23 protein-coding genes are annotated in these 26,594 nt (G+C 56.0%); 13 read left to right on the plus strand and 10 right to left on the minus strand.

The features are described 5' to 3' along the window. The 3 genes from PZA18_RS07165 to PZA18_RS07175 are packed head-to-tail and all read left to right on the plus strand — an operon-like array spanning position 1 to position 2,974. Positions 1-597 carry a Maf family nucleotide pyrophosphatase gene (locus tag PZA18_RS07165; protein WP_284100130.1) on the plus strand — a complete coding sequence of 199 codons (597 nt, stop codon included), beginning with the start codon at positions 1-3 and terminating at the stop codon, positions 595-597. Next, positions 594-1,313, plus strand: a complete 720-nt coding sequence (locus PZA18_RS07170) for an SAM-dependent methyltransferase (protein ID WP_284100131.1) — start codon at positions 594-596, stop codon at positions 1,311-1,313. The genes PZA18_RS07165 and PZA18_RS07170 overlap by 4 nt, the downstream gene beginning before the upstream one ends. Positions 1,314-1,357: 44 nt before the next feature. Beyond that, positions 1,358-2,974 carry an NAD+ synthase gene (locus PZA18_RS07175; RefSeq protein WP_284100132.1) on the plus strand — a complete coding sequence of 539 codons (1,617 nt, stop codon included), beginning with the start codon at positions 1,358-1,360 and terminating at the stop codon, positions 2,972-2,974. Positions 2,975-3,090: 116 nt separating this feature from the next. Here the strand turns inward: PZA18_RS07175 and PZA18_RS07180 are convergent, their stop codons facing one another. The 3 genes from PZA18_RS07180 to PZA18_RS07190 all read right to left on the minus strand — a co-directional run bounded on the left by PZA18_RS07180 (position 3,091) and on the right by PZA18_RS07190 (position 8,179). Next, a complete protein-coding gene (locus PZA18_RS07180) occupies positions 3,091-5,874 on the minus strand; it encodes a TonB-dependent receptor (protein WP_284100133.1) in 2,784 nt (927 codons plus the stop codon). Between the two features lie 375 nt (positions 5,875-6,249). Beyond that, positions 6,250-7,371, minus strand: a complete 1,122-nt coding sequence (locus tag PZA18_RS07185) for a GGDEF domain-containing response regulator (protein ID WP_284100134.1) — start codon at positions 7,369-7,371, stop codon at positions 6,250-6,252. Between the two features lie 22 nt (positions 7,372-7,393). Beyond that, the gene (locus PZA18_RS07190; RefSeq protein WP_284100135.1) at positions 7,394-8,179 is read right to left on the minus strand and encodes an alpha/beta fold hydrolase; all 786 of its coding nucleotides are present in this window, start codon (positions 8,177-8,179) and stop codon (positions 7,394-7,396) included. 109 nt (positions 8,180-8,288) lie between these two features. Between PZA18_RS07190 and PZA18_RS07195 the strand changes: the two genes are divergently transcribed. The 4 genes from PZA18_RS07195 (at position 8,289) to PZA18_RS07210 (ending at position 12,328) form a co-directional block, all read left to right on the plus strand. Further along, positions 8,289-8,624 (plus strand): hypothetical protein, encoded by a 336-nt coding sequence (locus tag PZA18_RS07195; RefSeq protein ID WP_284100136.1) that lies wholly within the window; start codon positions 8,289-8,291, stop codon positions 8,622-8,624. Positions 8,625-9,465: 841 nt separating this feature from the next. Further along, positions 9,466-10,230: an enoyl-ACP reductase FabI gene (gene fabI, locus PZA18_RS07200; RefSeq protein ID WP_284100137.1), complete on the plus strand. Its 765-nt coding sequence runs from the start codon at positions 9,466-9,468 to the stop codon at positions 10,228-10,230. Between the two features lie 9 nt (positions 10,231-10,239). Beyond that, on the plus strand, positions 10,240-11,166 hold the full coding sequence (locus tag PZA18_RS07205; RefSeq protein ID WP_284100138.1) for a bifunctional enoyl-CoA hydratase/phosphate acetyltransferase: 927 nt from the start codon (positions 10,240-10,242) through the stop codon (positions 11,164-11,166). Position 11,167: 1 nt separating this feature from the next. After that, the gene (locus PZA18_RS07210) at positions 11,168-12,328 is read left to right on the plus strand and encodes an acetate/propionate family kinase (RefSeq protein ID WP_284100139.1); all 1,161 of its coding nucleotides are present in this window, start codon (positions 11,168-11,170) and stop codon (positions 12,326-12,328) included. A gap of 125 nt (positions 12,329-12,453) precedes the next feature. On the opposite strand, the gene rpsT is transcribed toward PZA18_RS07210, so the two are convergent. Then, the gene (rpsT, locus tag PZA18_RS07215; protein WP_284100140.1) at positions 12,454-12,717 is read right to left on the minus strand and encodes a 30S ribosomal protein S20; all 264 of its coding nucleotides are present in this window, start codon (positions 12,715-12,717) and stop codon (positions 12,454-12,456) included. A gap of 115 nt (positions 12,718-12,832) precedes the next feature. On the opposite strand from rpsT, the gene murJ reads away from it, so the two are divergent. From murJ to PZA18_RS07230, 3 genes are all read left to right on the plus strand, one after another. Beyond that, positions 12,833-14,371 (plus strand): murein biosynthesis integral membrane protein MurJ, encoded by a 1,539-nt coding sequence (murJ, locus tag PZA18_RS07220; protein WP_308447345.1) that lies wholly within the window; start codon positions 12,833-12,835, stop codon positions 14,369-14,371. Positions 14,372-14,461: 90 nt separating this feature from the next. Then, positions 14,462-14,839: a lysozyme inhibitor LprI family protein gene (locus PZA18_RS07225; RefSeq protein WP_284100142.1), complete on the plus strand. Its 378-nt coding sequence runs from the start codon at positions 14,462-14,464 to the stop codon at positions 14,837-14,839. A gap of 8 nt (positions 14,840-14,847) precedes the next feature. Next, positions 14,848-15,351: a GNAT family N-acetyltransferase gene (locus tag PZA18_RS07230; RefSeq protein ID WP_284100143.1), complete on the plus strand. Its 504-nt coding sequence runs from the start codon at positions 14,848-14,850 to the stop codon at positions 15,349-15,351. Between the two features lie 96 nt (positions 15,352-15,447). Here PZA18_RS07230 and gcvP read toward each other — a convergent pair whose 3' ends face one another. The 4 genes from gcvP to gcvT form a co-directional block, all read right to left on the minus strand. Next, on the minus strand, positions 15,448-18,321 hold the full coding sequence (gene gcvP / locus PZA18_RS07235) for an aminomethyl-transferring glycine dehydrogenase (protein ID WP_284100144.1): 2,874 nt from the start codon (positions 18,319-18,321) through the stop codon (positions 15,448-15,450). A 121-nt stretch (positions 18,322-18,442) separates the two neighbouring features. Beyond that, positions 18,443-18,832, minus strand: coding sequence for a glycine cleavage system protein GcvH (gene gcvH, locus PZA18_RS07240; protein ID WP_284100145.1), 390 nt, complete (start codon positions 18,830-18,832; stop codon positions 18,443-18,445). A 152-nt stretch (positions 18,833-18,984) separates the two neighbouring features. Next, on the minus strand, positions 18,985-19,929 hold the full coding sequence (locus tag PZA18_RS07245) for a tetratricopeptide repeat protein (protein ID WP_284100147.1): 945 nt from the start codon (positions 19,927-19,929) through the stop codon (positions 18,985-18,987). Then, the gene (gene gcvT, locus PZA18_RS07250; protein ID WP_284100148.1) at positions 19,926-21,026 is read right to left on the minus strand and encodes a glycine cleavage system aminomethyltransferase GcvT; all 1,101 of its coding nucleotides are present in this window, start codon (positions 21,024-21,026) and stop codon (positions 19,926-19,928) included. The genes PZA18_RS07245 and gcvT overlap by 4 nt, the downstream gene beginning before the upstream one ends. A gap of 511 nt (positions 21,027-21,537) precedes the next feature. Here gcvT and PZA18_RS07255 point away from each other — a divergent pair. From PZA18_RS07255 to PZA18_RS07265, 3 genes are all read left to right on the plus strand, one after another. Continuing rightward, a complete protein-coding gene (locus PZA18_RS07255; RefSeq protein WP_284100149.1) occupies positions 21,538-22,908 on the plus strand; it encodes an L-serine ammonia-lyase in 1,371 nt (456 codons plus the stop codon). Positions 22,909-22,992: 84 nt separating this feature from the next. Beyond that, complete coding sequence (locus PZA18_RS07260; protein ID WP_284100150.1) at positions 22,993-23,316, plus strand: nuclear transport factor 2 family protein; 324 nt, start codon at positions 22,993-22,995, stop codon at positions 23,314-23,316. Between the two features lie 526 nt (positions 23,317-23,842). After that, positions 23,843-24,352 carry a putative zinc-binding protein gene (locus tag PZA18_RS07265; RefSeq protein WP_308447344.1) on the plus strand — a complete coding sequence of 170 codons (510 nt, stop codon included), beginning with the start codon at positions 23,843-23,845 and terminating at the stop codon, positions 24,350-24,352. Here the strand turns inward: PZA18_RS07265 and PZA18_RS07270 are convergent. Next, the gene (locus PZA18_RS07270; protein WP_284100151.1) at positions 24,287-25,312 is read right to left on the minus strand and encodes a hypothetical protein; all 1,026 of its coding nucleotides are present in this window, start codon (positions 25,310-25,312) and stop codon (positions 24,287-24,289) included. The two genes, PZA18_RS07265 and PZA18_RS07270, sit on opposite strands and share 66 nt — an antisense overlap. A gap of 194 nt (positions 25,313-25,506) precedes the next feature. Continuing rightward, positions 25,507-26,592 carry a DUF3616 domain-containing protein gene (locus tag PZA18_RS07275; RefSeq protein ID WP_284100152.1) on the minus strand — a complete coding sequence of 362 codons (1,086 nt, stop codon included), beginning with the start codon at positions 26,590-26,592 and terminating at the stop codon, positions 25,507-25,509. Positions 26,593-26,594 lie beyond the last annotated feature (2 nt).

Here is a 26,594-nt window from a genome sequence, read left to right on the forward strand (position 1 = left end):
ATGGTAACCAGCACATCCTCATTGCCGCTCATTTTAGGCTCTACCTCGCCGTTTCGCCGCGAACTGCTGTCCCGGTTACAGATTCCATTTGAGGTATCGGCACCGAACTGCGACGAAACGCCACTAGCGGAAGAATCTGCAGCAGAAACCGCTTCGCGTCTTGCTGAGGTGAAGGCTCGCTCGGTTGCAAAACACTATCCTCGAGCGCTCATCATTGGGTCGGATCAGGTAGCGTTACTAGACGGCATCCAGCTCGGCAAGCCCGGTAATCACGTCAATGCGGTCAAGCAGCTGCAGGCCATGCGCGGACGCACCTTGGTTTTTCACACAGCCCTCTGCTTATATAACAGCGCTCGCGATACCATTCAGCGTGCCGAGGTGCCCTATCTCGTGAACATGCGAGATTACAGCGACGCTCAAATCGAAGCGTATTTGCAGAAGGAGCAGCCATATCAATGTGCCGGTAGTGCAAAGACCGAGGGGCTGGGCGTAGCACTGATCGCACGTATGGAAGGTGAAGATCCAACGGCTCTGATTGGTTTACCACTCATCACACTCGTCACCATGCTGCAAAACGAAGGCTTTCCGATTTTATGACCACACTTGGCACTCTCTATCTGGTACCCGCCCCATTGGGAGATTGCGCGTTACCATCCATGTTGCCGGAAGACGTGCGCTTGATTGCCAATCGCTTGAATCACTGGGTCGTCGAGAACGCAAAAACTGCACGGCGAATCCTCAAAGCCTATGACCCTGACCGCGTCATCGCAGAGATCGAGATGGCGACACTTAACGAACATACTCAAGAAGCAGAATTGCGCCCTCTGCTAGCCCCGCTTCTCGCAGGGAAGGATGTCGGCTTGATCTCTGAGGCTGGATGCCCTGGTGTCGCAGACCCCGGTGCCCAGTTAGTGCGACTCGCGCATGAACAGAATATCCGCGTCATTCCACTCGTTGGCCCGTCATCTATTCTGCTGGCGCTCATGGCATCTGGCGCATCAGGCCAGCGTTTTCGCTTTCACGGTTATTTACCTACCGATGCCCAAACGCGTAGCAGTCGTCTGAAAGAACTGGAAGGCGACTCCCGACGTCATCAGGAAACTCAACTGTTCATTGAAACCCCTTATCGCAACATGGCCCTGCTGGATGCGCTGCTGAACACTTGCCGACCCGACACACTGCTCGCCGTAGCCTGCGATTTGACCACACCAACCGAGCAGATCATTTCCAGAACCATTGCCAGCTGGAAAAAGCAGGAAAAGCCTGAACTCGGAAAAAGGCCAGCTTTATTTCTGATCTATGCCGGGCACTAGCCCAGCTCGTTTCCAAGCCCCCCACCTCCAGACTATAAGAAGCCATGAAAATCGCCATAGCCCAATTCAATTCGATTGTCGGTGACCTTCAAGGCAATACCGATAAAGTTATCGCCCTGGCAACCGAAGCAACCCAAGCAGGGGCGGATATATTACTGACACCTGAGCTGGCAATTTGCGGCTATCCCCCAGAAGATTTGTTACTTCGCCCAAGTTTTTATCAAGGCGTCAAAGAACAAATCGGGCGGCTGATAGACACCGTAGACGGAATAACCTTGATTGTCGGCCATCCTGAATGGAGTGGAGAGGAACGATACAATGCCGCTACCGTAATTCGGGACGGGCGCGTTCTGGCTCGCTATCAAAAGATGGTATTACCCAATAACGAGGTATTCGACGAATGTCGTTATTTTTCCCCCGGTATTAGCCCCTGTGTATTTGAACACAAGAATCGAGATGGTTCGACCACTCAAATTGGGTTGCTGATTTGTGAAGACATCTGGTGGGTAGATCCCGCCAGTGAAGCTGCAGAGATGGGTGCAGAATTAATACTCGTGCCAAATGCTTCACCCTTTCACATGAATAAGCAGGGTGTACGCCAAAACATCATCCAGCAGCGAATTGAAGAAACTGGCTTACCCATTATCTACTGCAATATGGTCGGCGGGCAGGATGAATTGGTCTTTGATGGCGCTTCATTTGCCATGAATAAACAGGGTAAGGCCGTTGCACAATTACCGGCTTTCCGCGAAGAATTAGCCTTTATTGAATACAGCAACAACGATCTGGTTCCCTCCATCCATCAATGCGAGCCGTTATCCGAGGTCGCAAGTGTATACGAGGCATTGGTGCTTGGCGTAAAAGACTATATTGGAAAGAATCGTTTTCCTGGCGCAATTATCGGCCTTTCAGGGGGAATAGATTCAGCATTGACACTTGCGATAGCCGTTGATGCACTGGGTGCAGACAAAGTCCGTGCTGTCATGATGCCCTCCCAATATACGGCAGACATTAGCTTGGCGGATTCACGCGATATGGTTGGCCGCCTTGGTGTTCAGTACGATGAAATTGCCATCAAACCGATATTTGATGAATTTCTCTCTGCATTGGCCCCCCAATTTGTTGGCTTATCGCCCGATACGACGGAAGAAAATCTGCAGGCCCGCATCCGAGGCACCTTACTCATGGCGCTTTCCAACAAAACAGGACGATTGGTTTTAACAACCGGCAACAAGTCGGAAATGACCACGGGCTACGCTACTTTATATGGTGATATGGCAGGTGGATTTGCCGTATTGAAGGATGTAGCGAAAACGTTGGTATATAAACTATCCAATTATCGCAACACCATTTCCAACATCATTCCAGAACGGATAATCATTCGACCACCCACTGCTGAATTACGCCCGGATCAGCTAGATCAGGATTCTCTGCCCCCATACGACATCCTCGATGCCATTATGGAACGTTACGTGGAATTAAATCAGTCACAGCAAGAAATCATTGCGGCCGGATTTAATACCGCTGATGTATTACGGGTAACGCGCTTATTAAAAATCAATGAATATAAGCGCAGACAAGCAGCTATTGGCGTGCGCATTACACCGAGAGGCTTTGGAAAAGATTGGCGCTACCCGATTACTAATCGATATGATGGTTGAACTCTGGCTCGGCAATGGACGATGTAATAACCAAATCATCATCGTTCGTTAATCCATAAAGAAAAAAGCCACACCCTTTGGGATGTGGCTTTTAACATTCTGGTCAGTACACCGACTTACCAGAACTTATACTTCACAGACAAGGCATAGCGACGACCGCGTGGATCGTGCACATCCTTCACCCAACCTGGTGACCAGATTTCCGAGTTATTGGAAGACGGTGGATCTACGTCAAACAGATTCTTGATACCGAAAGAAATTTCGGTGTTCTTGAACCCTTTGTACTCGCCCGACAAATCGACAGTGGTCATAGATCCTACGTTACGAACGATGGTGCTCTTCGGATCTTTCGGGTTGGTCAGGATTTCATTACCTTCCTTGTCCAACTCGTTGTTCTGATCACGGAAACCACCAGTGTACTGAACGCCAACCGTACCAGACCAAGGACCATTTTCAAGATTCATGGACAGGTAGTGCTTCCAGCGAATAACCGTTCCGCCATTGGTTTCGTATTTGCCCAGTTTGTTCTCTGTAGTCTGACCTTGCAGTGTCTGATCGTACTTGTCAGTCAGCGTGCTGGACAGGCGCGTTGTAAAGCGACCCAACGGTGTACGAGGCATGCGGTATTGCAAGTCAAAGTCCCAACCAGCCGTCGCGGTTTCAGCCAAGTTCTGATACTTCTGGTTGATGTACTTAATCTTGCCTGGCAAGCCAGCAGCCTTGTCTGCAGCGGTCTGCTCATTCCGGACGATATAGCTGCAATACCCCTTCTTGCAACCATCGATCAGATCTGCAGCGATATCAGCATCGGACAAGATGTCGATCTGGTTTTCCATGCGGATGTTCCAGTACGAAATTTCGGCCGAGAATGCGCTGTTTGGCTCCCATACAATACCGGCAGTCCACTGCTTGGACTTCTCAGGTTGCAGGTTGCGGTTACCGCCATTCAGAGTATTGAACTGCAGGTTCAGATCTTCACCGCAATCATAATCTGGATCAGAGCCGGCTTTGCCGCAGCGCAGAGGATCGTTGAATGCAGTCCCTGCATTACTCAACGAGTCAGGATTCAGGAGCTCCGGCAATGAAGGCGCGCGGAAACCCTTACCCCAGGATCCACGGAACAACAGTTCCTTTGTGGGGTTCCAGCGAACCGATACTTTAGGACTGGTTGCATTGCCGAAGTCACTGTAGTGGTCATGACGCACGGCAAGCTGGGCTTCCAGATCCTTCAGGATAGGTACATTCGCCTCAAGGAAGAAGGCACGAACATCGCGGTCACCCACAATCGGCTTTTGTTCACCCGCACCACCAAATACATCACCAGAGTTCAGAATCGCCAAAGGCTTATCGTTCAGCTCTTCTTTGCGCAAATCAATGCCGGAGGCCAAGCCCAGCGGACCTGCGGGTAGATCCATCAATTCTGCAGACACTTTGAAATCGAACGATGATGTCTTGGCATCAGAAATCCGCACATCTTCGAGGATCTGAGCTTTTGCCAGTTCAGCCATGTCCGCAGCATCTGTGGGGCCGAAGGGGTTCCAATAACCCTTCGCCAACGCATCCAGAACTTTCAGGCGGTTCATATAACCACCCGCATAGGTATCTACCGACTTGCTCTTGGAGTAAACATAAGCGGCATCGTAATCAACCTTCCCGAATGACCCCTTCGCACCAATCATGAAGCGGTTGTTATCAGTCTTGATCTCTTCCTTACGACCACCCAGTGCCTGTAAACGGCCAGATACAGCGATGCTCTCACCCGGCTTGAGCAGACCCTTGTCAACCAAAGGTTTCAGATACTTGCCATTCACCACCACGAGCGGACCAGGTGCGCCACCTGCGCCAGAGAATGCATCGACGATCGGAGTAGGTGTAATGGTGTAGGTAAATTCGTTGGAAGACGCTACCAGCTCGGCATAAGCTTGGTGATTTTCGGTGAACTGATACGCACCACGTAAAACGCCGTTGATCTTCTTGGACTCCGGAACATATTCAACGGAGCGTTGAACATCCTGATAACAGTTGGTATCAGTACCGAAAGCATCTGGGTATTTGGTACCAGGGAAGGTGCCAGGATTGACATTACAGTCTATGCCTTTAGAGCTATAAGACCCGTTCCTGGTAACGCTACCATCCGCATTCTTGGTAACTGGTGCCCAACGCGCCGGGAAGGTACGACCGGAAACGCTATAAACACCGAGTTCCGGGTGGATACCTGTCATGTAGTCACGTTGATCTGCCGCCAAACGCTTCTGATTCGAGAAATCCAAAGTACCGAAAACATTAAAGCGCTGAGTCGCCAAATCGCCAAAGCCTAGCAGTACGTTACCGCGGGCCTTGTCTGCCCCACCATGCTGCGTTTGCTCGGCAGAGCCGTAAACTTCGCCGCCTGCATAATCTCTGCGGGTAATGAAGTTGATAACGCCGGCCACGGCATCCGCTCCGTAGATGGCAGAAGCGCCATCGCGCAACACATCAATCCGATCAATGGCCGAAAGAGGAATGGAGTTCAAGTCAGCTGAATCGCCACCAAATGCATGATTAGCAATACGACGGCCGTTCAGTAGAACCAGTGTGGCCTTACGACCAAGGCCGCGTAAAGAAGCGGCGGACAGACCAGGGCTGGCAGCATCACCCACACCATTTGCCTCGGTGTAACCACCACCGTTGTTGGCAGCAAGCAGTCCAACCAGCTCAGCAGCGGTTGTTGCTCCGGTGCGTGCAATGTCTTCACGTTTGATTGTGGTTACAGGTAGTGCCGATTCTTTGGCGATGCGCTTGAACGCGGTACCGGTAACTTCAATCTTTTCTACTTTCTCTCCCTCGGCGTGCGCGACCGACATCATTGCACCGGCTGCGCCGATAGATGCGATGGCAAACGCTAATTGCTTCATCCTCATCAAGGAATCTCCCCAAACATGGTTAGTCTTGCTAAAGACCGTTCCCTAGCACGCCCAACTTCCTAGGGAAAACGGCAATCAACTTCATCCCAGGTCAGCAATTAAAATTAACGCTGTCTTGTCACCTTCCCCGTCGCCTTCCCTGTGACGGTTCTGCGAATCAACGACTCTCATTAGCATTTATCGTGCCAGATAAATGTGTCATTTCAACAGTCGTGGAATAGCCAGATCATATTGCAATCTTTGTTGTTCAATCAATTGCTCATACAAGTTCATTTAGCCTTGATATAGCAAGTTGTGGGGCGAATGAGACATGGTGCAGTGCACCGTAACCGGGCGAATTTTGTTTATCCCCCGGATACGGCAATTGAATTATCAAGGACGAGGTAATTTGCTTAGATTCCAGCCAAGATCCAATTCTTTATTGGCATATTCAAGTAAGGGTCTGATTTCAGACAACAGTGTAGCTAAATGGGGTTTCACTTTATGAGCCCCGCCAGAGCGTAATTGCTCAATTGCTGCAGCCAACGGCAAAGGGGGCAAGCTTACGGCAGGCACTTCCGGCGCACTGACGAGATTCCCCCCCGCCTCTACAGACTTGGACAGTCTGGCCATCGAAGCATCAAACAGTCCAACAATGTCTTTCACCCCATCGATGACGGAATTTGCAACGCCGACACTGGCGGTTACCTTCAGTTGCTGGCCTTTGTAGTTGATCCGAGCGGCAGCGATGGTCTGCTTCAGGCGATCAGCCAGCACCAGGCTATCCTGTACGCGCGCCCCAGGCAAAACCAAACCAAAACGAGCCTCTTCGAGGTGCGCCAGGGTCTCTTCCTTTCGCAGTTTGGATGCCATCAGTTTGGACAGCAATTGCAACATCTGCTGACTCACCGCGTCTCCAATCTGCTTGGCAACCTCAGCAAAAGCATCAATCTCAATCAGCAGTAACGTGACCTCACTATGATGACGGTGTGCAAACGCGAGAGCTTTGCCGCCTTCCAACTCCAGCAAATGCTGAGTTCCCAGTCCGGTAACGGCATCTGTCGTAGCGGTCTTGGTCTGCACTTCCTGTGTGGCATGCAGCTCCCGCGCCGTTTTGGATAGCTGGGCAGCCGCCGAAACCCGGGCAATCATCTCAGCCCTGTCGGTTGACTTGGTAATGAAGTCGTTAGCACCGCGATCTACTGCCAGCTGTTTGGCTTCGCCCTCCTCTTCACCTGAAATGATGATGACAGGTAGATTCTTGATCCGATGATCAGAAGAATTGCGTACGCGCGCCAATAATCCGTAGCCATCCAGCCGTGGCATGGACAGATCGCTGATCAAGACCTGGACCGTGGTATCGGCGAGCAGGCGCTCCCACGCTGCTTCTCCATCAGCCTCCTCGATAATGTCAAAACTTGTAGACAGGTGTTTTTTAACCGTTGCCCGAACAATGCGGGAATCGTCGGTCACCAAAATGCGCGGCAAAGTGCCGGAAATATCTGGAGGAGTCATTGCTACGCTCGGCTCGATCAAATTAACGGAGGAAAGTTAGCACAATCTGGTTGAAAGCCTTTGGATTCTCCAGTGGCGAGGCATGGCCGCAATCAGGAATCACTTCCAGTCGCGCCCCTGGGATCAAACTCGACAACAACTGGGCGTGATGGTAAGGCGTGAAACGATCTTCTGCACCCACGGCAATCAAAGTCGGACAGGCAAGACTCGCTAATTGCTGCCGGAGATCATGATCCAGCACGCCTAGAGTGAGTCGGCGCACGGGCTCCCAGTCTGCCATTGCCGCCTGCTCACGCAGTAGTTGAATCACAGCAGGATTAGCCGCGAGATAGCGGTGGCCAAATACCAAAGGCAGGCTCAGTTCGAATTGCAGTCGGCGCCCTCCCGCCTCGATAGCCAGTTGCCAGCTATCGGCAATCTGACGGTTCACACTATCCGACCACGCCAGCGTATCAGCCAGAACCAGTCGCCTAACCCGTGCGGGGTGCCTTACAGCCAGATGCTGCGCCACCATTCCACCATAGGATAGGCCAATGACGTCAGCACTTTCGATTTGCAGCGCATCCAGCAATCCCGCGCAATCATCGGCCTGGCGCGAAAGTGCGTACTGGCTTGCCTCTGGCCTGGCTGATTTGCCCTGACCACGAAAGTCCATACAGAGCGTGCGAAAGTGCTCGGAAAATACGGGCGTCTGCAAGCCCCAAGCAGCAGTTGTCATGGTCAGGCCATTCAGCAGCAATAAAGCAGGCTTTCCGGGCGGACCGGCCTCGTAATACAACTCCACGCCATCAATGGTACAAATCGGCATTTGTCGCCCCTCTCAGATCGACCTACAGAGCCAATTGTCGCCAAGCAACTTGCCGGTCTGACAATATCTTGTTAATAATCAAACTAATCCTCCTGCCAGGGAGCCGGCCATGTCGCGCGCCTACCACGTACATCTCTCCATCTACCCACTCGGCACAGCGGAAGTCCCTAAAGCGCTTGCAGCAATACGTACCGCCTGGATTGCGCCAGCCTGGGTACGTCAGCGCGAAATTGCTGGTGCCCATTTTCTTGAAGCCATGGCCGAAGCACCATTCCGTGCCGGTGAAACCGAAACGCTGTTTGTTGAACGCCTGTCTATTGCAATCTGGAAGCGACTAGGGCGTTACGTCAAGGTCGTTGTTGAAGCAGGCCATGAGAATACGCCGGAATTCCGACATCTGGAGCTTGAAGAACCTGACTACCTCAAATTAATGCGCCTGCACTAACCCCACTTAGCAGGCCGATTCGACCTTGATTTTCGGCGCCTCAAGCAATGACATTATCATTATAAGGCATCAACCGTCGCCGTCTGCTTGAGACAAGTCAGTAATTGCCACCAACCATGCAGCCAAGCACTGGTACGCACCCTGAAGTGCCACAAATTGTTTGAATTAAGCCAAAAGCACTACACTCACAAACCCCTCCCTTCAACATCTGCTTATTTGACTGACAATTCCTCAGTACTCATTTAGGCCAAAATATCTTTTATATTGAATCAGACCGTCATTGTGACTCCAGAATCCTGGGCCTTTGATAAATGCTAGCAGAGCAAGTCATCTCAAAAGCGCCAGCAAGGCTTCAAGTGCCATGCGCAGCCCTAGCCATCACTCCCGCAGTACCATAAAAAGAAAAGCCGCCCATGCCGGGCGGCCCAAAACTGCCGAATTTGGTTTCGTTAGCGATTAACTACAGGACTCTGAGGGCCCATGACACCTTGTAAAATAAAACCAGGTCTGGCAAAACGGCAAAATCAAACCCGCTTGATACAAATCAACCGGCCGTTTTGCTGCTTTGCAATAATCTTGGGGTCAACACGAATATCCGAATTAAATTGACCCATACCAAATAAAATATCAGCAACACTTCAATCAAGCGCGATCATTTTAGTTTCTATTATTTTAATTCGTCAAGATATCCGTCAATTCATCAAATATCAGAACAAACTAATACAGATTTCAGAAATTTCAGGCAGGAATTTCATCAATTTCACTTAACGTTGATTTAATCAATTCAAGCCTACACTGATCCATTCCCCCAGATGGGACAAACCTCTTTGGAGTCAAAGTCGTGACAGATTTAGCAGGAAAGAAAGGGCTGGTCGTCGGCATTGCCAACGATATGAGTATTGCCTGGGGTTGCGCCCAGAATTTTCGCAAAGCCGGGGCCGAGTTGGCGGTCACGTATCTCAACGAGAAAGCGGAGGCATTTGTTCGACCACTGGCCGATGCACTGGATTCTCAGCTGGTCATGCCATGCAATGTCGAACATCCAGGCGAGTTGGAGGCCGTATTTGCCGCCATTACGCAACACTGGGGCAAGCTGGACTTTGTGTTGCACTCCATCGCCTACGCCCCGATGGACGATTTGCGCGGCAGGGTGATCGACTGCTCCGAGCAAGGGTTCCTACGTGCGATGTCCGTATCCTGCCATTCATTCATCCGCATGGCGAAGCTTGCCGAACCACTGATGCAACATGGCGGAACCCTGCTCACCATGAGTTACTACGGCGCAGAAAAAGTTGTCGACCACTATGGCTTGATGGGGCCTGTGAAAGCTGCGCTGGAAAGCACCGCCCGCTACCTTGCGCATGAGCTGGGGCCCAAGCAGATTCGGGTACACGCTTTGTCGCCCGGCCCCCTGCTCACCCGTGCAGCGTCCGGCATTGCCCACTTCGATGACCTGCTGTCACAAGCGGTCGAGCGGGCACCACAACATCAGTTGGTTGATATTGATGACATCGGTGCAGTAGCAGCGTTTCTGGTGTCCGACGCAGCCCACGCCCTGACCGGTAGCCGGCTTTATGTCGATGCGGGCTATCACATTGTTGGATAAGGAATAATCATGAACACCCAACTTCACCCAGCCTGGTACAACCAATTGCTTACCCATGCCAGCAAGATCCCGGCGATTCCGATGGCGGTTGTTCATCCCTGCGAACGCCAGGCATTGCGGGGCGCCATTGACGCGGCTGCAGCCGGTTTGATCGAACCCCTGCTGATTGCCCCGCTCGCCAAACTGCGCGCCATCGCCGACGATGAAGACATTGATCTGGACGCCTATCGCGTCATTGATGTGCCGCATAGTCACGCCGCAGCCGCCCAGGCAGTCGAACTGGCGCGAAGTGGCCAGGTGAAAGCATTGATGAAAGGTAGCCTGCACACCGACGAGCTGATGGCGGCAGTGCTTAACAGCCAGACAGGCTTGCGTACCGAACGGCGCATCAGTCACGTCTTCGCCATGGATGTTCCCGCCTACCCACGCCCGCTTTTCATCACCGATGCCGCTATCAACATTGAGCCAACACTGGATGAGAAACGCGACATCGTACAGAACGCCATTGATCTGGCGAAAACCTTGGGGATCGTTCAACCCAAAGTTGCAATCCTGGCAGCCGTGGAAACAGTGAACTCGAAAATGCAATCGACACTGGATGCCGCAGCCCTCTGCAAAATGGCTGATCGCGGCCAGATTTGCGGCGGTACGCTGGATGGCCCTCTGGCCTTCGACAATGCCATCTCGCCAGAAGCCGCCGCCAGCAAGGGCATTCACTCCGCCGTTGCCGGCCTTGCCGACATTCTGGTAGTGCCCAATCTGGAGGCTGGCAATATGCTGGCCAAACAGCTGCAGTACCTCGCGGGTGCCCAGGCAGCAGGCATTGTCCTTGGCGCGAAAGTGCCAATCGTCCTGACCAGCCGCGCCGACTCAGCCTCTGCCAGACAGGCATCCTGCGCGATCGCCGCGCTGATCCTGCATGCCAAGGTTAATTGATATGGGCAGCATACTGACGCTGAACGCCGGCTCCTCCAGTATCAAGTTCGGCCTCTATGATCCGGATGGCCCAAACCGGCATTTTTCTGGGCAAATTGCGGGTATTGGGGGGCCTCAAGCCGAGTTCAAGGTAAGGGGATCACAAATACCGGCTCCGGCATCTTTCCGGGCAAACGACCACAATGAAGCCCTGGCTGGTCTACTGACCTGGCTCAGCCACTATCTGGGGAAAGCACCTGCCGTGGTCAGCCATCGGATTGTGCATGGTGGCGAACGCTACGCCAGCGCAGTTGAACTCACCGAGCCGACAATCGCCTATCTGGAGAGTCTGACCCCATTGGCGCCACTGCATCAGCCACATGGACTGGCCGCCATTCATGCTGTGACCAGATTGCTCCCCACTACGCCGCAGATTGCCTGCTTCGACACCGCGTTTCACCAGACTCAAGCGTCGCTGCAACAACGCTTTGCTCTACCCCGCTCATGGCATGATCGCGGTGTCAGGCGCTATGGCTTTCATGGTCTGTCCTATGAATACATCGCCGACCAGCTCCCGACTGTGCTGGATACCCATCCCGGCCGGGTTGTCGTGGCGCACCTTGGCAACGGCGCCAGCGCCTGCGCCATACAGAATGGCCGAAGCGTTGCCTCGACGATGGGACTCACCGCTCTGGATGGCTTGATGATGGGCAGCCGGTGCGGCCGGCTGGATCCTGGCGTAGTGCTCTATCTGCAACAGACGGGGGGCTTGAGCCTGGATGACACGGCTGACTTGCTATACAAGCAGTCTGGTTTGTTGGGGGTGTCGGGAATCAGCAGTGATATGCGGCAGTTGCTTGGCGAGGAATCGCCACAAGCACAAGAGGCTATCGAGCTGTTTTGTCTCAGCGCTGCCCGCGAGATTGCTAGTCTGCTGGTACCACTAGGTGGCCTGGATGCATTGATCTTTACCGCCGGAATCGGGGAGAACGCCCCGGAAATACGTGCCCGGATTGTGGACCACCTCGCTTGGCTGAATATCGAACTGGACCCGCAGAAAAATGCCGCGAACGCGCAACATATCGCCACAGTACGGTCAGGTGTGGCTGTGTGCGTGATTGCAACGGATGAAGAGATAATGCTGGCACGGCATGCCGCCAATTGGCTGCAGCGCTTGTGTTGATCGAACGTAGTCGCAGAGCAAGGCCACCGATACACAGCATAAAAATATCGCGTTGACCAAAAACAAAAGCCCAGTCAGATGACTGGGCTTTTTCTCACGATGCTGGCCAGCAAATCGGGAGAGTATCAGGCCATAGCCTTGATAGCGTCCGACAGACGGCTCTTATGGCGGGCAGCTTTGTTCTTATGGAAGATGCCTTTGTCAGCGATACGATCGATGATGCTCACCGAAGTTTTATAAACAGCCTGGGCGGCAGTCTTGTCGCCGGCTTCGATCGCCTTCAATACCTTTTTGATAGCCGTACGGAAAGCGGAACGCTGCGCCATGTTACGAGCACGGGCGGCAACGGCCTGACGGGCACGCTTCTTGGCTTGTGCAGTGTTTGCCATTGTTCGAGAACTCCTAATTAAGAGACTTTTCTAGAAAACAGAAGATCATACGCTGCCTCCCGCATGCTGGCAAGTTGGCTTACACTAGCCGCCCCGCAATTGCTCAATGAAAACAATGAATCTGCTTCGCATGCTGGCCCGTGTCAGCAGTATGACCATGCTGTCACGCATTCTCGGGTTCGTGCGTGACGCCATCATCGCACGCTATTTTGGCGCCGGCCTGGCTACAGATTGCTTCAATGTTGCCTTCCGTTTACCCAATCTGTTACGCAGGATTTTTGCTGAAGGCGCATTTTCTCAAGCTTTCGTCCCGGTACTGGCCGAATACAAAAATCAGCGTGGCGAAACTGCAACACGCATATTGGTTGCAGATGTTGCAGGGGTGCTGAGTGCCATCCTGGCGCTGGTCAGCATACTTGGCGTGGTGGCAGCCCCGTGGGTGATTTATCTGACAGCTCATGGCCTGACCGAAAAACCAGGCGGCTTCGAATTGGCCACCAGCTTGCTGCGAATCACTTTCCCTTACATCTTTCTGATTTCGCTGGCTTCGCTGGTTGGGAGTGTGCTCAACACCTACAACCGCTTCACTGTCCCGGCGGTTACGCCGACGCTGTTCAACGTCGCCTCTATTCTCTGTGCCCTGTTTCTGGCACCGCATCTTGATATACCGATTCATGCACTGGCATGGGGCACGTTACTGGGTGGAGTCATGCAGCTTGGCTTTCAGCTGCCTTTTTTACACAAGGTCGGCATGCTGGTCTGGCCACGTCTGGCATGGAAAGACCCCGCGGTCTGGCGCATCATCAAGCAAATGGCACCACTGATGTTTTCGGTATCGGTGGCACAGATCAGCCTGGTCATCAATACCCAGTTTGCCAGTGCCTTGCGGGAAGGAAGCGTGTCATGGATGTACTACGCAGACCGTCTGATGGAACTGCCCAGTGGGGTACTGGGTGCCGCACTGGGCACGATCTTGCTGCCATCCTTGGCCAAGCTGCACGCCAAGGACGACAGCAGCGAATATTCAGCCATGCTGGACTGGGGCCTGCGCCTGTGCCTGCTGCTGTCGCTCCCTGCGGCGGTCGCACTGGCCGTGCTGGCCTACCCGCTGATTGGCAGCCTGTTCCAGTACGGCAAGTTCGGGGATTTTGATGCCAGCATGACTGCACAGGCCCTGATTGCCTACAGCATCGGCCTGCTGGGACTAATCGCCGTCAAGATCCTCGCGCCGGGTTTTTATGCGCGGCAGGATACGCGTACGCCCGTCAAGATCGCCGTCATCACCCTGATTTGTACACAGCTGATGAACCTGCTGTTTTACAAGCCGCTTGCCCATGCTGGCTTGTCGCTGTCTATCGGGCTCGCCGCCACCCTCAACGCCTATCTGCTGCTGCGGGCATTACGCAAGCAGAACATCTACCAGCCATCAGCCGGCTGGTTCGGCTTTCTGGCAAAACTTTTGTTTGCGGTGGTAGTCATGGCCATTGTCCTCTGGTTTGGGGCGCACTGGCTCGGCAGCTGGCAAACCGGTGCAATGTGGTTACGTTGCAGCAAGCTACTAGGGCTATGTGCCGCCGGTGCCGGCATCTACTTTGCATGCCTTGGCCTGTGCGGATTCCGGCCAAGAGACTTCTCGCGGCGGGCGACGAGCTGACGCTTGCCCTGTGCCGGATATTGCCGCCCACGGCCAGCACCGTTACTGTTAGGTTCTGTTGATTTTCCCCCTTCACTTGCAGGAGCCCTGATGAAATCTGCGTTGATTGCCACTTTATTGGCACTGGCTAGCGGCACTACCTTTGCAGCGGCTGGCTGCGATAACCCGAAGAATGACTTTGACGATCTGTACTGTCTGAACAAGGTATACCTGCAAGCCGATAAGGAACTGAATGAGAACTACGGCAAGCTGGTCAAGCAGCTTGATGACGAGGGCAAGAAGCTGTTGAAGAAAGGCCAGCTGGAGTGGATTGCCAACCGCAATCGGGACTGCAGCTACAAAGACGCCAAAGGCTTTTACGTCAACCTCGACTGTGCAGCAACCACGACTATCAGTCGCGCCCAGTTTCTGCAGGATCGGGTGCGCGAATGCTCCAGTGCCGGTTGCATGAACAGCAAGCTGAAGTGAGCCACACGATGTCCGACATTGCTATTCGTCCTGCCACAGCGGCAGATATTCCTGTGATTTCCGAACTGGCTGGCGTCATCTGGCGTGCACACTACCCAGGCCTGATCACGCATGAGCAGATCGACTACATGCTGGCGCAGCGCTACAACCCCATTGCGCTGGCAGAAGAAATCGAGACCGTCGGCCATCGGCTGGACGCCTTGTGGATGGACGGCGTGATCGTGGGTTATGCCAACTATTTCCGCTACAGCCCTACCGAGATGAAGCTCGACAAGCTATACCTGCATCCCGATCTGCACGGCCAAGGTCATGGCAGCCGGCTGCTGGAGCACGTCTTTGATGAATCGCGCAAGGCGGGCTGCAGCGCACTGATCCTGTGCGTGAACAAGGGTAATGAGAAGGCAATGAAGTCCTACTTGCGCAACGGCTTTAGCGTGCGTGAATCAATCTGTGTCGATATCGGCGGTGGCTTTGTCATGGATGACTTTGTGCTGGAAAAGTCTTTAGCCTGACACCGCACCACACAGACTTGCCCCACCAACAACAACGCCACCTCTACAGGTGGCGTTGTTGTTTCAGGCTGCTGGCCTTGCTGACGGATGGTTATTTTACTGATAGCTATCCGTACTTGGGCAGCTGCAAACCAGGTTGCGGTCGCCATAGACATCGTCAATACGGCCAACGGTTGGCCAGAACTTGTTCTGACGTACCCACGCCAGCGGGAAGGCTGCCTGCTCGCGGCTATATGGTCGGTTCCACTCGCCGAGCACCACACCCTGCGTATGCGGGGCATGCCGCAAGGGGCTGTTGTCAGCAGGCCAGACACCCTGCTCTACCTGACGGATTTCCTCGCGAATAGACACCATGGCCGCCACAAAGCGATCCAGCTCTTCCTGCGACTCGCTCTCGGTCGGCTCGATCATGAAGGTACCAGGAACCGGGAAGCTCATGGTCGGCGCATGGAAACCGTAGTCCATCAGCCGCTTGGCGATGTCCACCTCGGTAATGCCGGTCGCCGCCTTGAGCGGACGCAGGTCAATGATGCACTCGTGCGCTACGCGGCCGTTTGCGCCGGTGTACAGCACCGGGTAGTGATCTTTCAATTTGCTGGCCAGATAGTTGGCGTTCAGCAGCGCCATTTCCGTGGCACGCTTGAGGCCGCTTCCGCCCATCATCGTGATGTACATCCACGAAATCGGCAAAATTGACGCCGAGCCATAAGGCGCGGCCGAAACAGCGCTCTGGCCTTCATGCGGGCCAGGAATGGCCGAAACAGCGTGGTTGGCCATGAACGGTGCCAGATGGGCCTTGAGGCCAATCGGCCCCATGCCGGGTCCGCCGCCGCCATGCGGGATGCAGAAGGTCTTGTGCAGATTCATATGGCTGACATCCGCGCCGATTTCGGCCGGTTTGACCAGACCAACCAAGGCATTCAGGTTGGCACCATCCATATAAACCTGGCCGCCATTGGCATGGATAACATCACAAATCTCGCGAATCGCCGCCTCAAACACACCGTGCGTAGAGGGATAGGTGATCATCAGACAGGACAGGCGATCACGATACTGCTCGGCCTTGGCCTTAAGATCCGCGACATCGACGTTACCTGCGTCGTCACAGGCCACCACCACCACTTCCATGCTCATCATTTGCGCGGTTGCGGGATTGGTTCCGTGGGCCGAACGTGGAATCAGGCAGACATTCCGATGGGTATCGCCACGAGACTCGTGGTAGCGACGAATCGCCAACAGGCCGGCGTATTCGCCTTGTGCCCCGGAGTTTGGCTGCATGCAGATGGCGTCAAAACCGGTAATGGCTTTGAGTTGATCGGCCAAGCCCTCAATCATGCGCAGATAGCCCTCGGTTTGATCTGCCGGGGCAAACGGATGAATCTCACCAAATTCGGGCCAGGTCACCGGAATCATCTCTGCCGTGGCGTTCAGCTTCATCGTGCAGCTGCCCAGAGAAATCATCGAGGTATTCAGGGCCAGATCTTTGTTTTCAAGGCGCTTGAGGTAGCGCAGCATCTCGGTTTCAGTGTGATGGCTATTGAAAACCGGATGGCTGAGGATGGCGTCGCTACGCAGCATCGTGGCCGACAAGGCATTGGCAGCATCGGCATCCAGCCCGCTCACCGATAGATCCGCCGCCTTCTGGCCCAGCAACGCCTGCCACAATTCGGCCACATCAATGCGGTTGCTACGCTCGTGAAAGCTCGCCCCCAACCGACCCTGGCCGACTTTGCGCAGGTTGAAGCCCGCCTTGCGGGCCGCAGCATAGGCCGCCTCGGCGCCATCACCCAGTTCGAAAGTCACTGTATCGAACAAATGCCGGTTAAGAACCTTGACGCCCGCCTTATTCAGGCCCATCGCAAAGATGCTGGCCAGGCGATTGACGCGGCGAGCGATACGACGCAGCCCATCCGGCCCGTGATAAACCGCATACAGGCCGGCCATATTGGCCAGCAGCACCTGTGCGGTACAGATATTGGAGTTCGCCTTCTCACGGCGGATGTGCTGTTCGCGGGTCTGCAGGGCCATCCGCAGGGCCGGCTTGCCATTGCTGTCGATCGACACGCCGATAATGCGGCCGGGGACGGCGCGCTTGTAATCGTCACGGGTCGCAAAGAAAGCGGCGTGAGGGCCACCAAAGCCCATCGGCACGCCAAAGCGCTGGGTCAGACCCACCGCAATATCTGCTCCCAGCTCGCCAGGTGACTTCAGCAGCACCAACGCCAGCAGATCACAGGCCATGGCCACGGCGCCGCCCTTGGCTTTAACTGCCGCAATCAAGGGGGCGAAATCGAGAATGTCGCCATCAACGTTCGGATACTGGAACAAGGCACCAAAGACATCGTGTTGGCCCGCCGTTGCCGCATCAGCCACGATCAGCTCGAAGCCAAAGGCCGCCGCCCGGGTACGCAGTACATCCAGCGTCTGTGGCAGCACTCCGGCATCGACGAAAAAGGCATTCGATTGACTCTTGGCGATGCGTTTGGCCATCGCCATGGCTTCGGCAGCGGCAGTCGCTTCATCCAGCAAGGAGGCATTCGCCAGTTCCAGCCCGGTCAGGTCAATGATCATCTGCTGATAATTAAGCAGCGATTCGAGCCGGCCTTGCGATACTTCAGCTTGATAGGGCGTGTAGGCGGTATACCAGCCGGGGTTTTCCATCACATTGCGCAGAATCACCTTCGGCACGATGGTTTCGTGATACCCCATGCCGATATACGAGCGGGCAATCACATTGCGGCTGGCGAGGCTGCGCAGTTCGGCCAGCGATTCTTCTTCGGTGCGCGGTGCGGGCAGGGCCATTGGCTTGGCGCTGCGGATATTCGCCGGCACGGTCTGGGCAACCAGTTCGTCGAGCGAGGCCGCGCCCACTGCCGCGAGCATGGCGGTGGTTTCGGCGGCATCGGGGCCGATATGGCGGCCAACGAATTCATCGTGCTGTTCAAGCGAACTCAGGGATTCGAAAGTCATTGAGGAGTCCTTCATGGTGTAACCCTTCCCGGCCAGCTCTGATCGAGGGGGTGGGTTACCGGATTGCCAGAATGCAAAAACCGGCCGTTTTGAGGGGCCGGTTTTGGGGTATTACGTGGGCTCAGGCGCCGATTTCCGCTGCATAACCCGCAGCGTCGAGGCACTTGGCCAGATCGCCCGGATTGGCAGGCTGGATGCGGAAGAACCACGCTTCGCCGTAGGGATCGGTATTCGCCAGCTCGGGCGCGCCTTCCAGCGCTTCGTTGATGGCGACAACTTCGCCGGCAATGGGGCAGTAAACATCCGATGCGGCCTTGACCGACTCGACAACCCCGGCCTGTGCTTCTTCGGCCAGCTTGGCGCCGACCTTTGGCAGCTCGATGAACACCACGTCGCCCAGCAAGGATTGGGCGTGGTCAGTAATGCCAACGGTCACGGTGCCATCGGCTTCCAGGCGTAGCCACTCGTGGCTGGCCACATACTTGAGATCGCTAGGGATATTGGTGCTCATGTCATCCTCAGGTTGGGTGTTCGGTACCAATCAAGGTGCCGAGTTTGGTTTTGGCATCCCGCCGACGACAACCAGGTATCGTTCAGCCCCGTCGGCCGGATAGATAAAGTTGCAGGACTCGTGACGCGTGAATTTTAACACGCCACTGCCGTTCAGCTGCCTTCGCTCAATTGCTTGATGCGCGCCAGCCGGGTCGCCTCGTCGCGGACCAGAAAGGCGTCTTTGGACAACTCGGCATAGGCCAGACCGAAATAGCGCCGGGCCTGGGCTTTGTCGCCTTTGGCCAGATAGAGCTCGGCCAGCTCCTCGTACACGTAGCCATCGACGTCTTTGGCTGCCGTCATCTCGTCTTCAAGCGCCTTCTGTGTTGCCAGGGCCGGATCAAGCTTGCCGGTCAGCCGCTGCACATGCGCAATCATCCACTTGGCAATACGGATAGCGCCCGGCTTGGCCTGCTTCTGTCGTTCGGCCAGGGCTTTCTGGTAGAGCTCCAGCGCCTTGTCGTACTGCTTGCGACTTTCAAAGGCATAGCCCTGATTGTTGTAGAGCGAGGCCAGCCAGCGTTTGGCAGCGGGGTCCGGGCTGGCTTCGGCATACGCAATCGCCATGCTGTTCCACTCCACGGCAGCGTCCCCTTGCGCCGCGATCCCGGCCATATGCGCAGAATCAACCGCCAGATAAGGCAGCTTGCTGGCGACCGCCAGTTCCCAGGCCTGAACAAACAGAGGCAGCGCCTTATCGGCAGCTTTGTTTGAATTAAACAGCCGGCCGCGTTCGAGCAGATAGCGCACCTTGACCACCGGCGGCAGGCCAGCGAGCCGGGGCTCGATCTTGTCGAGCAGGGCATGGCCTTCGTCAAAGCGCATCTGCAAGCCCAAAGACCGAGCGAGCTGGGTGTTGATCTGTGCCGCTTCAGCGCTGGGGTCGGCATGCGCCTTCAAGGCCTCGCGAAAGCGCTGCTCGGCCGGTTTGGGCTCGTCGATGTTCCAGATCAGAAACTCAGCCAGCTCCCCGGCAGACATGGGCGCCGCCAGCGCCCCTGCACTGCCCAGGGATGCCGCCAGAAGCAGCGCCAACAGCTGTCCGGTGCGCTTCATTCAAAGACCTTCTTGCCGTTGCGCACGAAAGGCATCTTGACGACACGGGCCGGTTGCAGGGTGCCACGCACATCAACCTGCACGCTGTCGCCCACTTTCACGGCCAGCGGCACCCGCGCCATGGCAATCGACACTTGCAGGCTCGGGGAGAAAGTACCGGAGGTGATTTCGCCATCGCCGGTTTCGGTCACGACTTTCATATGGCTGCGCAGCACGCCCTTGCCTTCGAATACCAGGCCAACCTGCTTGAGTAGACCCGCCTTGCCGGCGCTACGCTCGGCCTTTTCGGCTTCGATCACCTGGCGGCCCACGAAGTCACGGCCTGCAGGCTCCCAGGACACGGTCCAGCCCATGCCGGCCGCCAGCGGGGAAATACTGTCGTCCATTTCGTTGCCGTACAGGTTCATGCCGGCTTCGAGCCGCAGCGTGTCGCGGGCGCCCAGACCGGCCGGTGCCACGCCTGCTGCAGTCAGGGCTTGCCAGAATGCGGGGGCTTCAGCAGCAGGCATCGACACTTCCAGCCCGTCCTCACCGGTGTAACCCGTGCGCGCCACAAACCAGTCGCCATGCGGCAGGCCGACAAACACGGCAAGGCTATCAATCAGCGCGGCAATTTCGGGTTTGGCTGCCTTGGTCTTGGCCAGGGCATTCGGGCCTTGCACGGCAATCATGGCCAGATCGCGCCGAGGGGTGAGGGTGACCCCGAAGCGCGCCGCAATCGGACCCATCCATTCCAGATCTTTGGCAGTGGTGCCAGCGTTGATCACTACCCGATATCCCCAACGGGTGCGATAGACGATCAGGTCATCCACCACGCCACCAGCCTCGTTCAGCATGCCCGAGTAGAGTGCTTTGCCTTCAAAACCAAGCTTGGCCACGTCGTTGGCGATCAGCTTTTGCAGAAATTCCGTGGCGCGCTCACCGGTTACATCGACTGCGGTCATATGCGAGACGTCGAACATGCCGGCATCGGTGCGAACCGCCTCGTGCTCCTTGATCTGGGAACCGTAGTGGATGGGCATTTCCCAACCGGCAAACTCGACAATCTTGCCGCCAGCAGCGGTGTGGACTTCGTAAAGCGGTGTACGACTGGTCATGCGGACTCCTTGGGCGAGAGAACGGATTGGCGCAGCAGGCGCTGTTGACGTGTCGTTTCGGGTCAAGCTCCAAACCCAATGCACGGCTCGGGTACGGACGACCGCCCCCGCAACCGCAAACAAAACGTCAACAACGCCCGGAGCGCATCTGGGAAGCCGGCATTATAACCGCCTGCTCAAGGCCCGTAGCGGCCATTACACGACGACGGACGCCGGGCGGACAGGGGGTATGTGGCGGCCGGAATTGTCCGCACCCTTGGGGAGCGGGTCTAGGATGATTCCCCCGTATTTTCGATCAAATCCGGCAAATTCCATCTGACGCAAAACCTCGCCAGAACAGGCTTTGGGCTTTTCTTGCACGACCCGGCCATTGCCTGCCGACATGCACTACACTTGCGCCACCCAAGCCCCGCGATCGAATCGGGGTACATAAGCGAACCTCTCCCCTGGCAGACAATCTGCCTGCCCCTCCGGCGGCAGAGGTTCCTACAACCAGATGGAGACTTTACCCATGGCTATCAGCGTATTCGACCTGTTCAAAATCGGCATCGGCCCCTCCAGCTCACACACCGTCGGCCCCATGCGGGCAGCCAAGCGCTTTGTGGAAGGCATTGCCAACAAAGGTGCGCTGGCAGCTGTCCGTAGCGTCAAAGCCGAACTGTTTGGTTCGCTCGGCCAGACCGGCAAAGGTCACGGCAGCCCCAAGGCCGTGATGCTGGGGCTGTTAGGAGACGAACCAGACACCGTCGAGACCGACCACGTACCCGCCACCATTGCACGGATTGAGCAAGAGCAGCGCATCAACCTGCTAGGTCAGCACGTCATCGCATTCAACCCGGCCGAAGATATTGTGCTGCACCGGCGCAAGACCCTGCCTGCCCACCCCAACGGCATGCGCTTTGTCGCCCTGGATGCAGATGGCAGCGAGCTGCATGTACGTACGTATTACTCGGTCGGTGGCGGCTTTGTCGTCAGTGGCGATGCCGATGCCGAAACCCCTTTCATGGAAGACCAGACCCAGGTTGCCCACCCTTTTCGCAGCGCTGCTGAGCTGATCACGCTGACCGACGCCACCGGCCTGTCGATTTCGCGTCTGATGCTCGAAAACGAAGCCGCCTGGCGCCCGGAAGCGGAAACCCGTGCCGGTTTGTTGAAGATCTGGGAAGTCATGCAGTCCTGCGTCAAGCGAGGCTGCGAGCGCGAGGGTGTACTCCCCGGCGGCCTCAAGGTCACCCGTCGTGCCCCGGCGGTTTTCCGCAAGCTGTCCACCCAATCTGCCGCCGACCCTTTGATGGTGATGGACTGGATCAACCTGTACGCCCTGGCCGTCAACGAAGAGAACGCCGCAGGCGGCCGCGTCGTCACCGCGCCGACCAATGGGGCCGCCGGCATCGTGCCTGCAGTATTGCATTACTACGCCCGCCACACCCCTAACCCGACCGAAGAAGGCGTGGTACGTTTTCTGCTGACTGCCGCCGCCATCGGCATTCTTTATAAGGAAAACGCCTCTATCTCGGGCGCTGAAGTCGGTTGCCAGGGCGAAGTCGGCGTCGCCTGCTCCATGGCGGCCGGCGCGCTGGCAGAGGTCATGGGGGGCACACCACGTCAGGCAGAGAACGCTGCTGAAATCGCCATGGAGCACCATCTGGGTCTGACCTGCGACCCGATTGGCGGGCTGGTACAGGTGCCGTGCATCGAGCGCAACGCGATTGGCGCAGTCAAGGCAATCAATTCGGCGCGCATGGCGCTATTGGGAGATGGCACACACAAGGTATCGCTCGACAAGGTCATCAAGACCATGCGCGAAACTGGTGCCGACATGAAAAGCAAATACAAGGAAACCGCCCGTGGCGGCCTGGCGGTCAACATCATTGAGTGCTGACCCGCCACTTCAATACACCTGGCAGCCTGCCAGGCACTGACCAACCCGGCCATTGCCCCAACAACATTCACAGGATTTCGAGAGATGACCGACCCCGCACAAGCTCAACTGGACGCCTACAATGCCCGCGACATCGACGCCTTTATGGCGTGCTACACCCCGGATGTCCGGATTGAAGATGGTGAAGGTACCCTGATCGCCGATGGCGCAGCCGCCGTACGTGAGCGTTACATGACGATTTTTACTGATTACCCGCAACTGCATTGCCAGCTACGCAGCCGGATTCGCGTTGGTAACTATGTGCTGGATGAAGAACATATCACCGGCCGGGGAGATCAGCCGCTGCATGTGGTAGCGATCTACCATATCCACGATGGGCTGATTAACCATGTGCGCCTTGTCCGCTAGGCTCTGTTGACACGCGCCCACCAGCCCCCATTCGTATGAGCAAATACAAGGGCTTGATTGGAGATTTAGATTCTGTTGTCGTAAGGTTTACAGACCATCACCATCAAGCCCTTATTGCGAAGCCTCAGCAGAGCCTGTTGCAATGCCCTCCGCGAAGACACATCAACCCGGCTTGTTAGGCTCTGTTGACGTTTTGTTTTCGGTCGCGCCGGGCCAAGTTTTGGGGCAGGGCGAGGCAGGGTGAGAGTAGTTTAGCGAGCTAAATAAGCGAACCCTAACGACGCCATGCCCCAAAAATCGACCCGGCCCGGAGGGTTCCGTCGGATTTGGGCCTGCTGCCGCGTTGACTGCCAGGCTGTTGGCTTGCGATGCAAGCCTTACAGCCTGTGCGCCCAGACGGGAAATCGCGTGGCTTATCACTAAGCGGCGCGCTTTTTGCCTTGTATCAGGCCCAAATCCGACGAAACGCGATCCGGAAATAAAACGTCAACAGAGCCTAGGGTTGATAATTCGTTCGAGATAAACCATGACGCAGCGAAGCACCCAGCAAACATTGCCCCTTGTTTATGCCTGCTCCGGATGTTCGAGCGTGGCGCAGCTTGCCAATGATTGTGCCGTTCAGCTCGACCGGCAGGGCAGGGCGCAGATGTCGTGCATCAGCGGGGTGGGCGGTGGAGTGGTGCCTCTGGTCAGACTCGCTCAATCGGGAAGGCCGATTCTGGCGCTTGATGGTTGCGCGCTGGCTTGCGTGTCGGCCTGCCTCGATAAGGTCGGGGTGGTGCCGGATCGACATCTGATCCTGAATCAGCACGGAGCGAAAAAGCGCCTGCACGCGGATGCGGGTGAAGAAGAGTCGCAGCGTGCCTGGCAGGTTGTCGAGGCTGCACTGGAAGAGTTGGGCGCAGTTGACGATTTGCTTCCGGATCACGTTTCGTCGGATTTAGGCCCACTGCACGAGCAGTCACAACATTTATTGCCACGCCCAGTAGGTGGAGAGCGCGGGGTTGAAGCGGTCCGGGCTACCGAACTGGAGTAACAGCTGCAGCCTGGTGGCCTGGCGGTCAATGGCCAACTTGCCTTGCGCTTGGGCTTGCTGGCTGAGCTTCTGCACGCCCCGATCAAATATCTGGCGACGCAGCGCTTCTGAAAAGGTCATGCACTGCTTGCCATTCAACTGAAGATCTGGCGCATCCAGTGCGTTCTGATCTACCCAATACATCGCGGCCGTTGCAAAACAGCCTCGCCCTGAAGCCGGCAGATAGGCAAGCCCGGCCAGGTCGGGGCCAACTGTGCGGAACAGCAATGTCGCACGTTTGTAGAGTTCCCCGAGCCGGCGATCCAGCAAGTCCATGGCGGGCGGGTCTGGTTGCTGTTGCAGCAGGCTGCCGATGGTGCCCAATTGCTTGGGTGGCACCACCCAGGCGTCTGCAAGCCGTATGGCTTCATAGCTGGAAATCAATTCCTGGTAGTCGGCGGGCAGATCGTAGCCAAGGCGTCTTTCCGCCTCGTCGATGGCAGGGCGGGCATCCTGTCGCCGGGGTTGCAGGAACAGGCTTGGGCCTTCGTCCAGCGGGCGCAGCAGCGCTTGCTCAGCCTGTGCGTAATTGGCCAGCTGCTGTGCCAGCGGTGCTTTGCTGCGCACCAAGGCATCAATGAGTGGGGAAAAGTCGATCAGCGGCCATTTCTGGCTGGAAGGTGGTTTGCGGTTCAAGCCGACTTTGGTCTCAATCTCGCCGTGCCAGCCGACGATGCTGAGGGACTTGGTGTTGATGGGTAACTCGAACTGGCATTGCACCGGTGCGGGGGAGGCGGTGCGGCTGACGTGCTTGAGCTGACACAACAGACGCTCATCTGCCTTGAGCCGGATATCGAACTGTTCGCCGCTTTGTACAAAGGCCGTCAATGAAACGGGCATGGTTTGTGTCGTGGCAGACCATGCGTTCGTTGCGGCGGACAGGCTGCAGGCAACCAGTAACGACATGACGAGTCTGGGCATGGCGAGCCTCCTGATAGCGGTGAGGATGCTCTGTCATTGTAGGCGCTGTTGACGTCCTGTTTCAGGATCGCGTTTCGTCGGGCCTGGGCCTGGCGCAACCGCAAACAAGACGTCAACAGCGCTTAGGTACGGGCGATGAGATGGGATGGCAGGCCACTGATGACAGATCGTGTGGCCTGCAGGCAACAAGGCAATCAGGACTCGCTGACGATATCGCCGAAAACGGTCAACGGGCCTTCGAGCCGGTCGGCGTCAGGGGCGTCATAGAGGGCCAGCCACTGTCTGGTCGGGGAGAGTTCTGCCGGCAAAGCGCAAAACGCTTCGGCTCGATTGCGGCCGGGGCTATGTGGCAAAGCGCACAGCAAGCTTGGCTTAGGCCAGAATACGATGTTCTCGGTGTTTTCCAGAAGCTGGGGCTTGGCATCCTGCCAACCAAATACACGCACATCCCCATCCAGCACCATGGTTGGGCCTGCAAGAATCTGCAGCATATCGCCCTCGAAATGCAGGTCGCGGATGCCCAGACCGTCCAGTGGCAGAAAATGCTTCCGCAGCTTGCAGCCCGAGTCATCCAATGCAGCCAGACGTAGTTCGTCTTCCTTCTCGGTGATGGCAATTTCCAGCAGACAGGCCCAACCGCGCAGTACCGGGCCGCGCAGGCCAAGCATAAGGCGGTTGCCAAGCAAGGCTAGCCCTTCAATGTCAAAGCCGTTGTCCTTGCCGGGAATCTTCAGGAAAGGGGCGAAATGCGGATCGTCGGCGAGCAGGCGGGTCAGCTCATTGTCTTCAGCGTCCCCACGCAGGCGTGATGCCTTGCGGCCATCAGGCGTACTGCGCATGACCTCCGGCTGCCCATCTACCCCTTCTTGCAAGGGCAGACGCGCCAGTAGCCGCCGGTTGGTATCCAAAGCGAGCTTGGTCAGCCGTTTGGCGTTGTCGGCATGGCTGCGATCAGGCTTGGCATTCTTACGCTTCAGCCCGTGTGAGCCTACTACCCATAACCAGCCATCTTCAATCGCCATACCCTCCAGATCTGCTTCATCTTCCGGATTGCCGGGCAGATCCAGCAAGTTGGTCAACGGAAAGTGAACGGCTTGACCAAACCTGAGTTGCTCACTGCCGCTGCTGGGCAGATGCTGTAATCGATCCACTCCACAGGCCTCATCACCGGCTACCCACAACCATTTGCCACTGAATGCGGCGCCGGAGAGATTGGCGTGGATCAGATTGCTCTCGGTGAATTCGAGACGTGCAGCTTTATATTGAATGGAATAAGTCATGT

It is taken from the genome of Parachitinimonas caeni (assembly GCF_030129945.1).
In the GTDB taxonomy this organism is placed as follows: domain Bacteria; phylum Pseudomonadota; class Gammaproteobacteria; order Burkholderiales; family Chitinimonadaceae; genus Parachitinimonas; species Parachitinimonas caeni.

Coding starts and splice junctions, on each gene's coding strand:
- PZA18_RS07210 (WP_284100139.1), top strand. CDS start 11,168: ATGGGCAGCATACTGACGCTGAACGCCGGCTCCTCCAGTATCAAGTTC.
- PZA18_RS07190 (WP_284100135.1), bottom strand. CDS start 8,179: ATGCCGATTTGTACCATTGATGGCGTGGAGTTGTATTACGAGGCCGGT.
- gcvP (WP_284100144.1), bottom strand. CDS start 18,321: ATGACTTTCGAATCCCTGAGTTCGCTTGAACAGCACGATGAATTCGTT.
- PZA18_RS07270 (WP_284100151.1), bottom strand. CDS start 25,312: ATGCCCAGACTCGTCATGTCGTTACTGGTTGCCTGCAGCCTGTCCGCC.
- PZA18_RS07265 (WP_308447344.1), top strand. CDS start 23,843: ATGACGCAGCGAAGCACCCAGCAAACATTGCCCCTTGTTTATGCCTGC.
- PZA18_RS07195 (WP_284100136.1), top strand. CDS start 8,289: ATGTCGCGCGCCTACCACGTACATCTCTCCATCTACCCACTCGGCACA.
- PZA18_RS07205 (WP_284100138.1), top strand. CDS start 10,240: ATGAACACCCAACTTCACCCAGCCTGGTACAACCAATTGCTTACCCAT.
- murJ (WP_308447345.1), top strand. CDS start 12,833: ATGAATCTGCTTCGCATGCTGGCCCGTGTCAGCAGTATGACCATGCTG.
- PZA18_RS07260 (WP_284100150.1), top strand. CDS start 22,993: ATGACCGACCCCGCACAAGCTCAACTGGACGCCTACAATGCCCGCGAC.
- PZA18_RS07175 (WP_284100132.1), top strand. CDS start 1,358: ATGAAAATCGCCATAGCCCAATTCAATTCGATTGTCGGTGACCTTCAA.
- PZA18_RS07255 (WP_284100149.1), top strand. CDS start 21,538: ATGGCTATCAGCGTATTCGACCTGTTCAAAATCGGCATCGGCCCCTCC.
- rpsT (WP_284100140.1), bottom strand. CDS start 12,717: ATGGCAAACACTGCACAAGCCAAGAAGCGTGCCCGTCAGGCCGTTGCC.
- PZA18_RS07275 (WP_284100152.1), bottom strand. CDS start 26,592: ATGACTTATTCCATTCAATATAAAGCTGCACGTCTCGAATTCACCGAG.
- gcvH (WP_284100145.1), bottom strand. CDS start 18,832: ATGAGCACCAATATCCCTAGCGATCTCAAGTATGTGGCCAGCCACGAG.
- PZA18_RS07185 (WP_284100134.1), bottom strand. CDS start 7,371: ATGACTCCTCCAGATATTTCCGGCACTTTGCCGCGCATTTTGGTGACC.
- PZA18_RS07225 (WP_284100142.1), top strand. CDS start 14,462: ATGAAATCTGCGTTGATTGCCACTTTATTGGCACTGGCTAGCGGCACT.
- gcvT (WP_284100148.1), bottom strand. CDS start 21,026: ATGACCAGTCGTACACCGCTTTACGAAGTCCACACCGCTGCTGGCGGC.
- PZA18_RS07245 (WP_284100147.1), bottom strand. CDS start 19,929: ATGAAGCGCACCGGACAGCTGTTGGCGCTGCTTCTGGCGGCATCCCTG.
- PZA18_RS07170 (WP_284100131.1), top strand. CDS start 594: ATGACCACACTTGGCACTCTCTATCTGGTACCCGCCCCATTGGGAGAT.
- PZA18_RS07230 (WP_284100143.1), top strand. CDS start 14,848: ATGTCCGACATTGCTATTCGTCCTGCCACAGCGGCAGATATTCCTGTG.
- PZA18_RS07165 (WP_284100130.1), top strand. CDS start 1: ATGGTAACCAGCACATCCTCATTGCCGCTCATTTTAGGCTCTACCTCG.
- PZA18_RS07180 (WP_284100133.1), bottom strand. CDS start 5,874: ATGAGGATGAAGCAATTAGCGTTTGCCATCGCATCTATCGGCGCAGCC.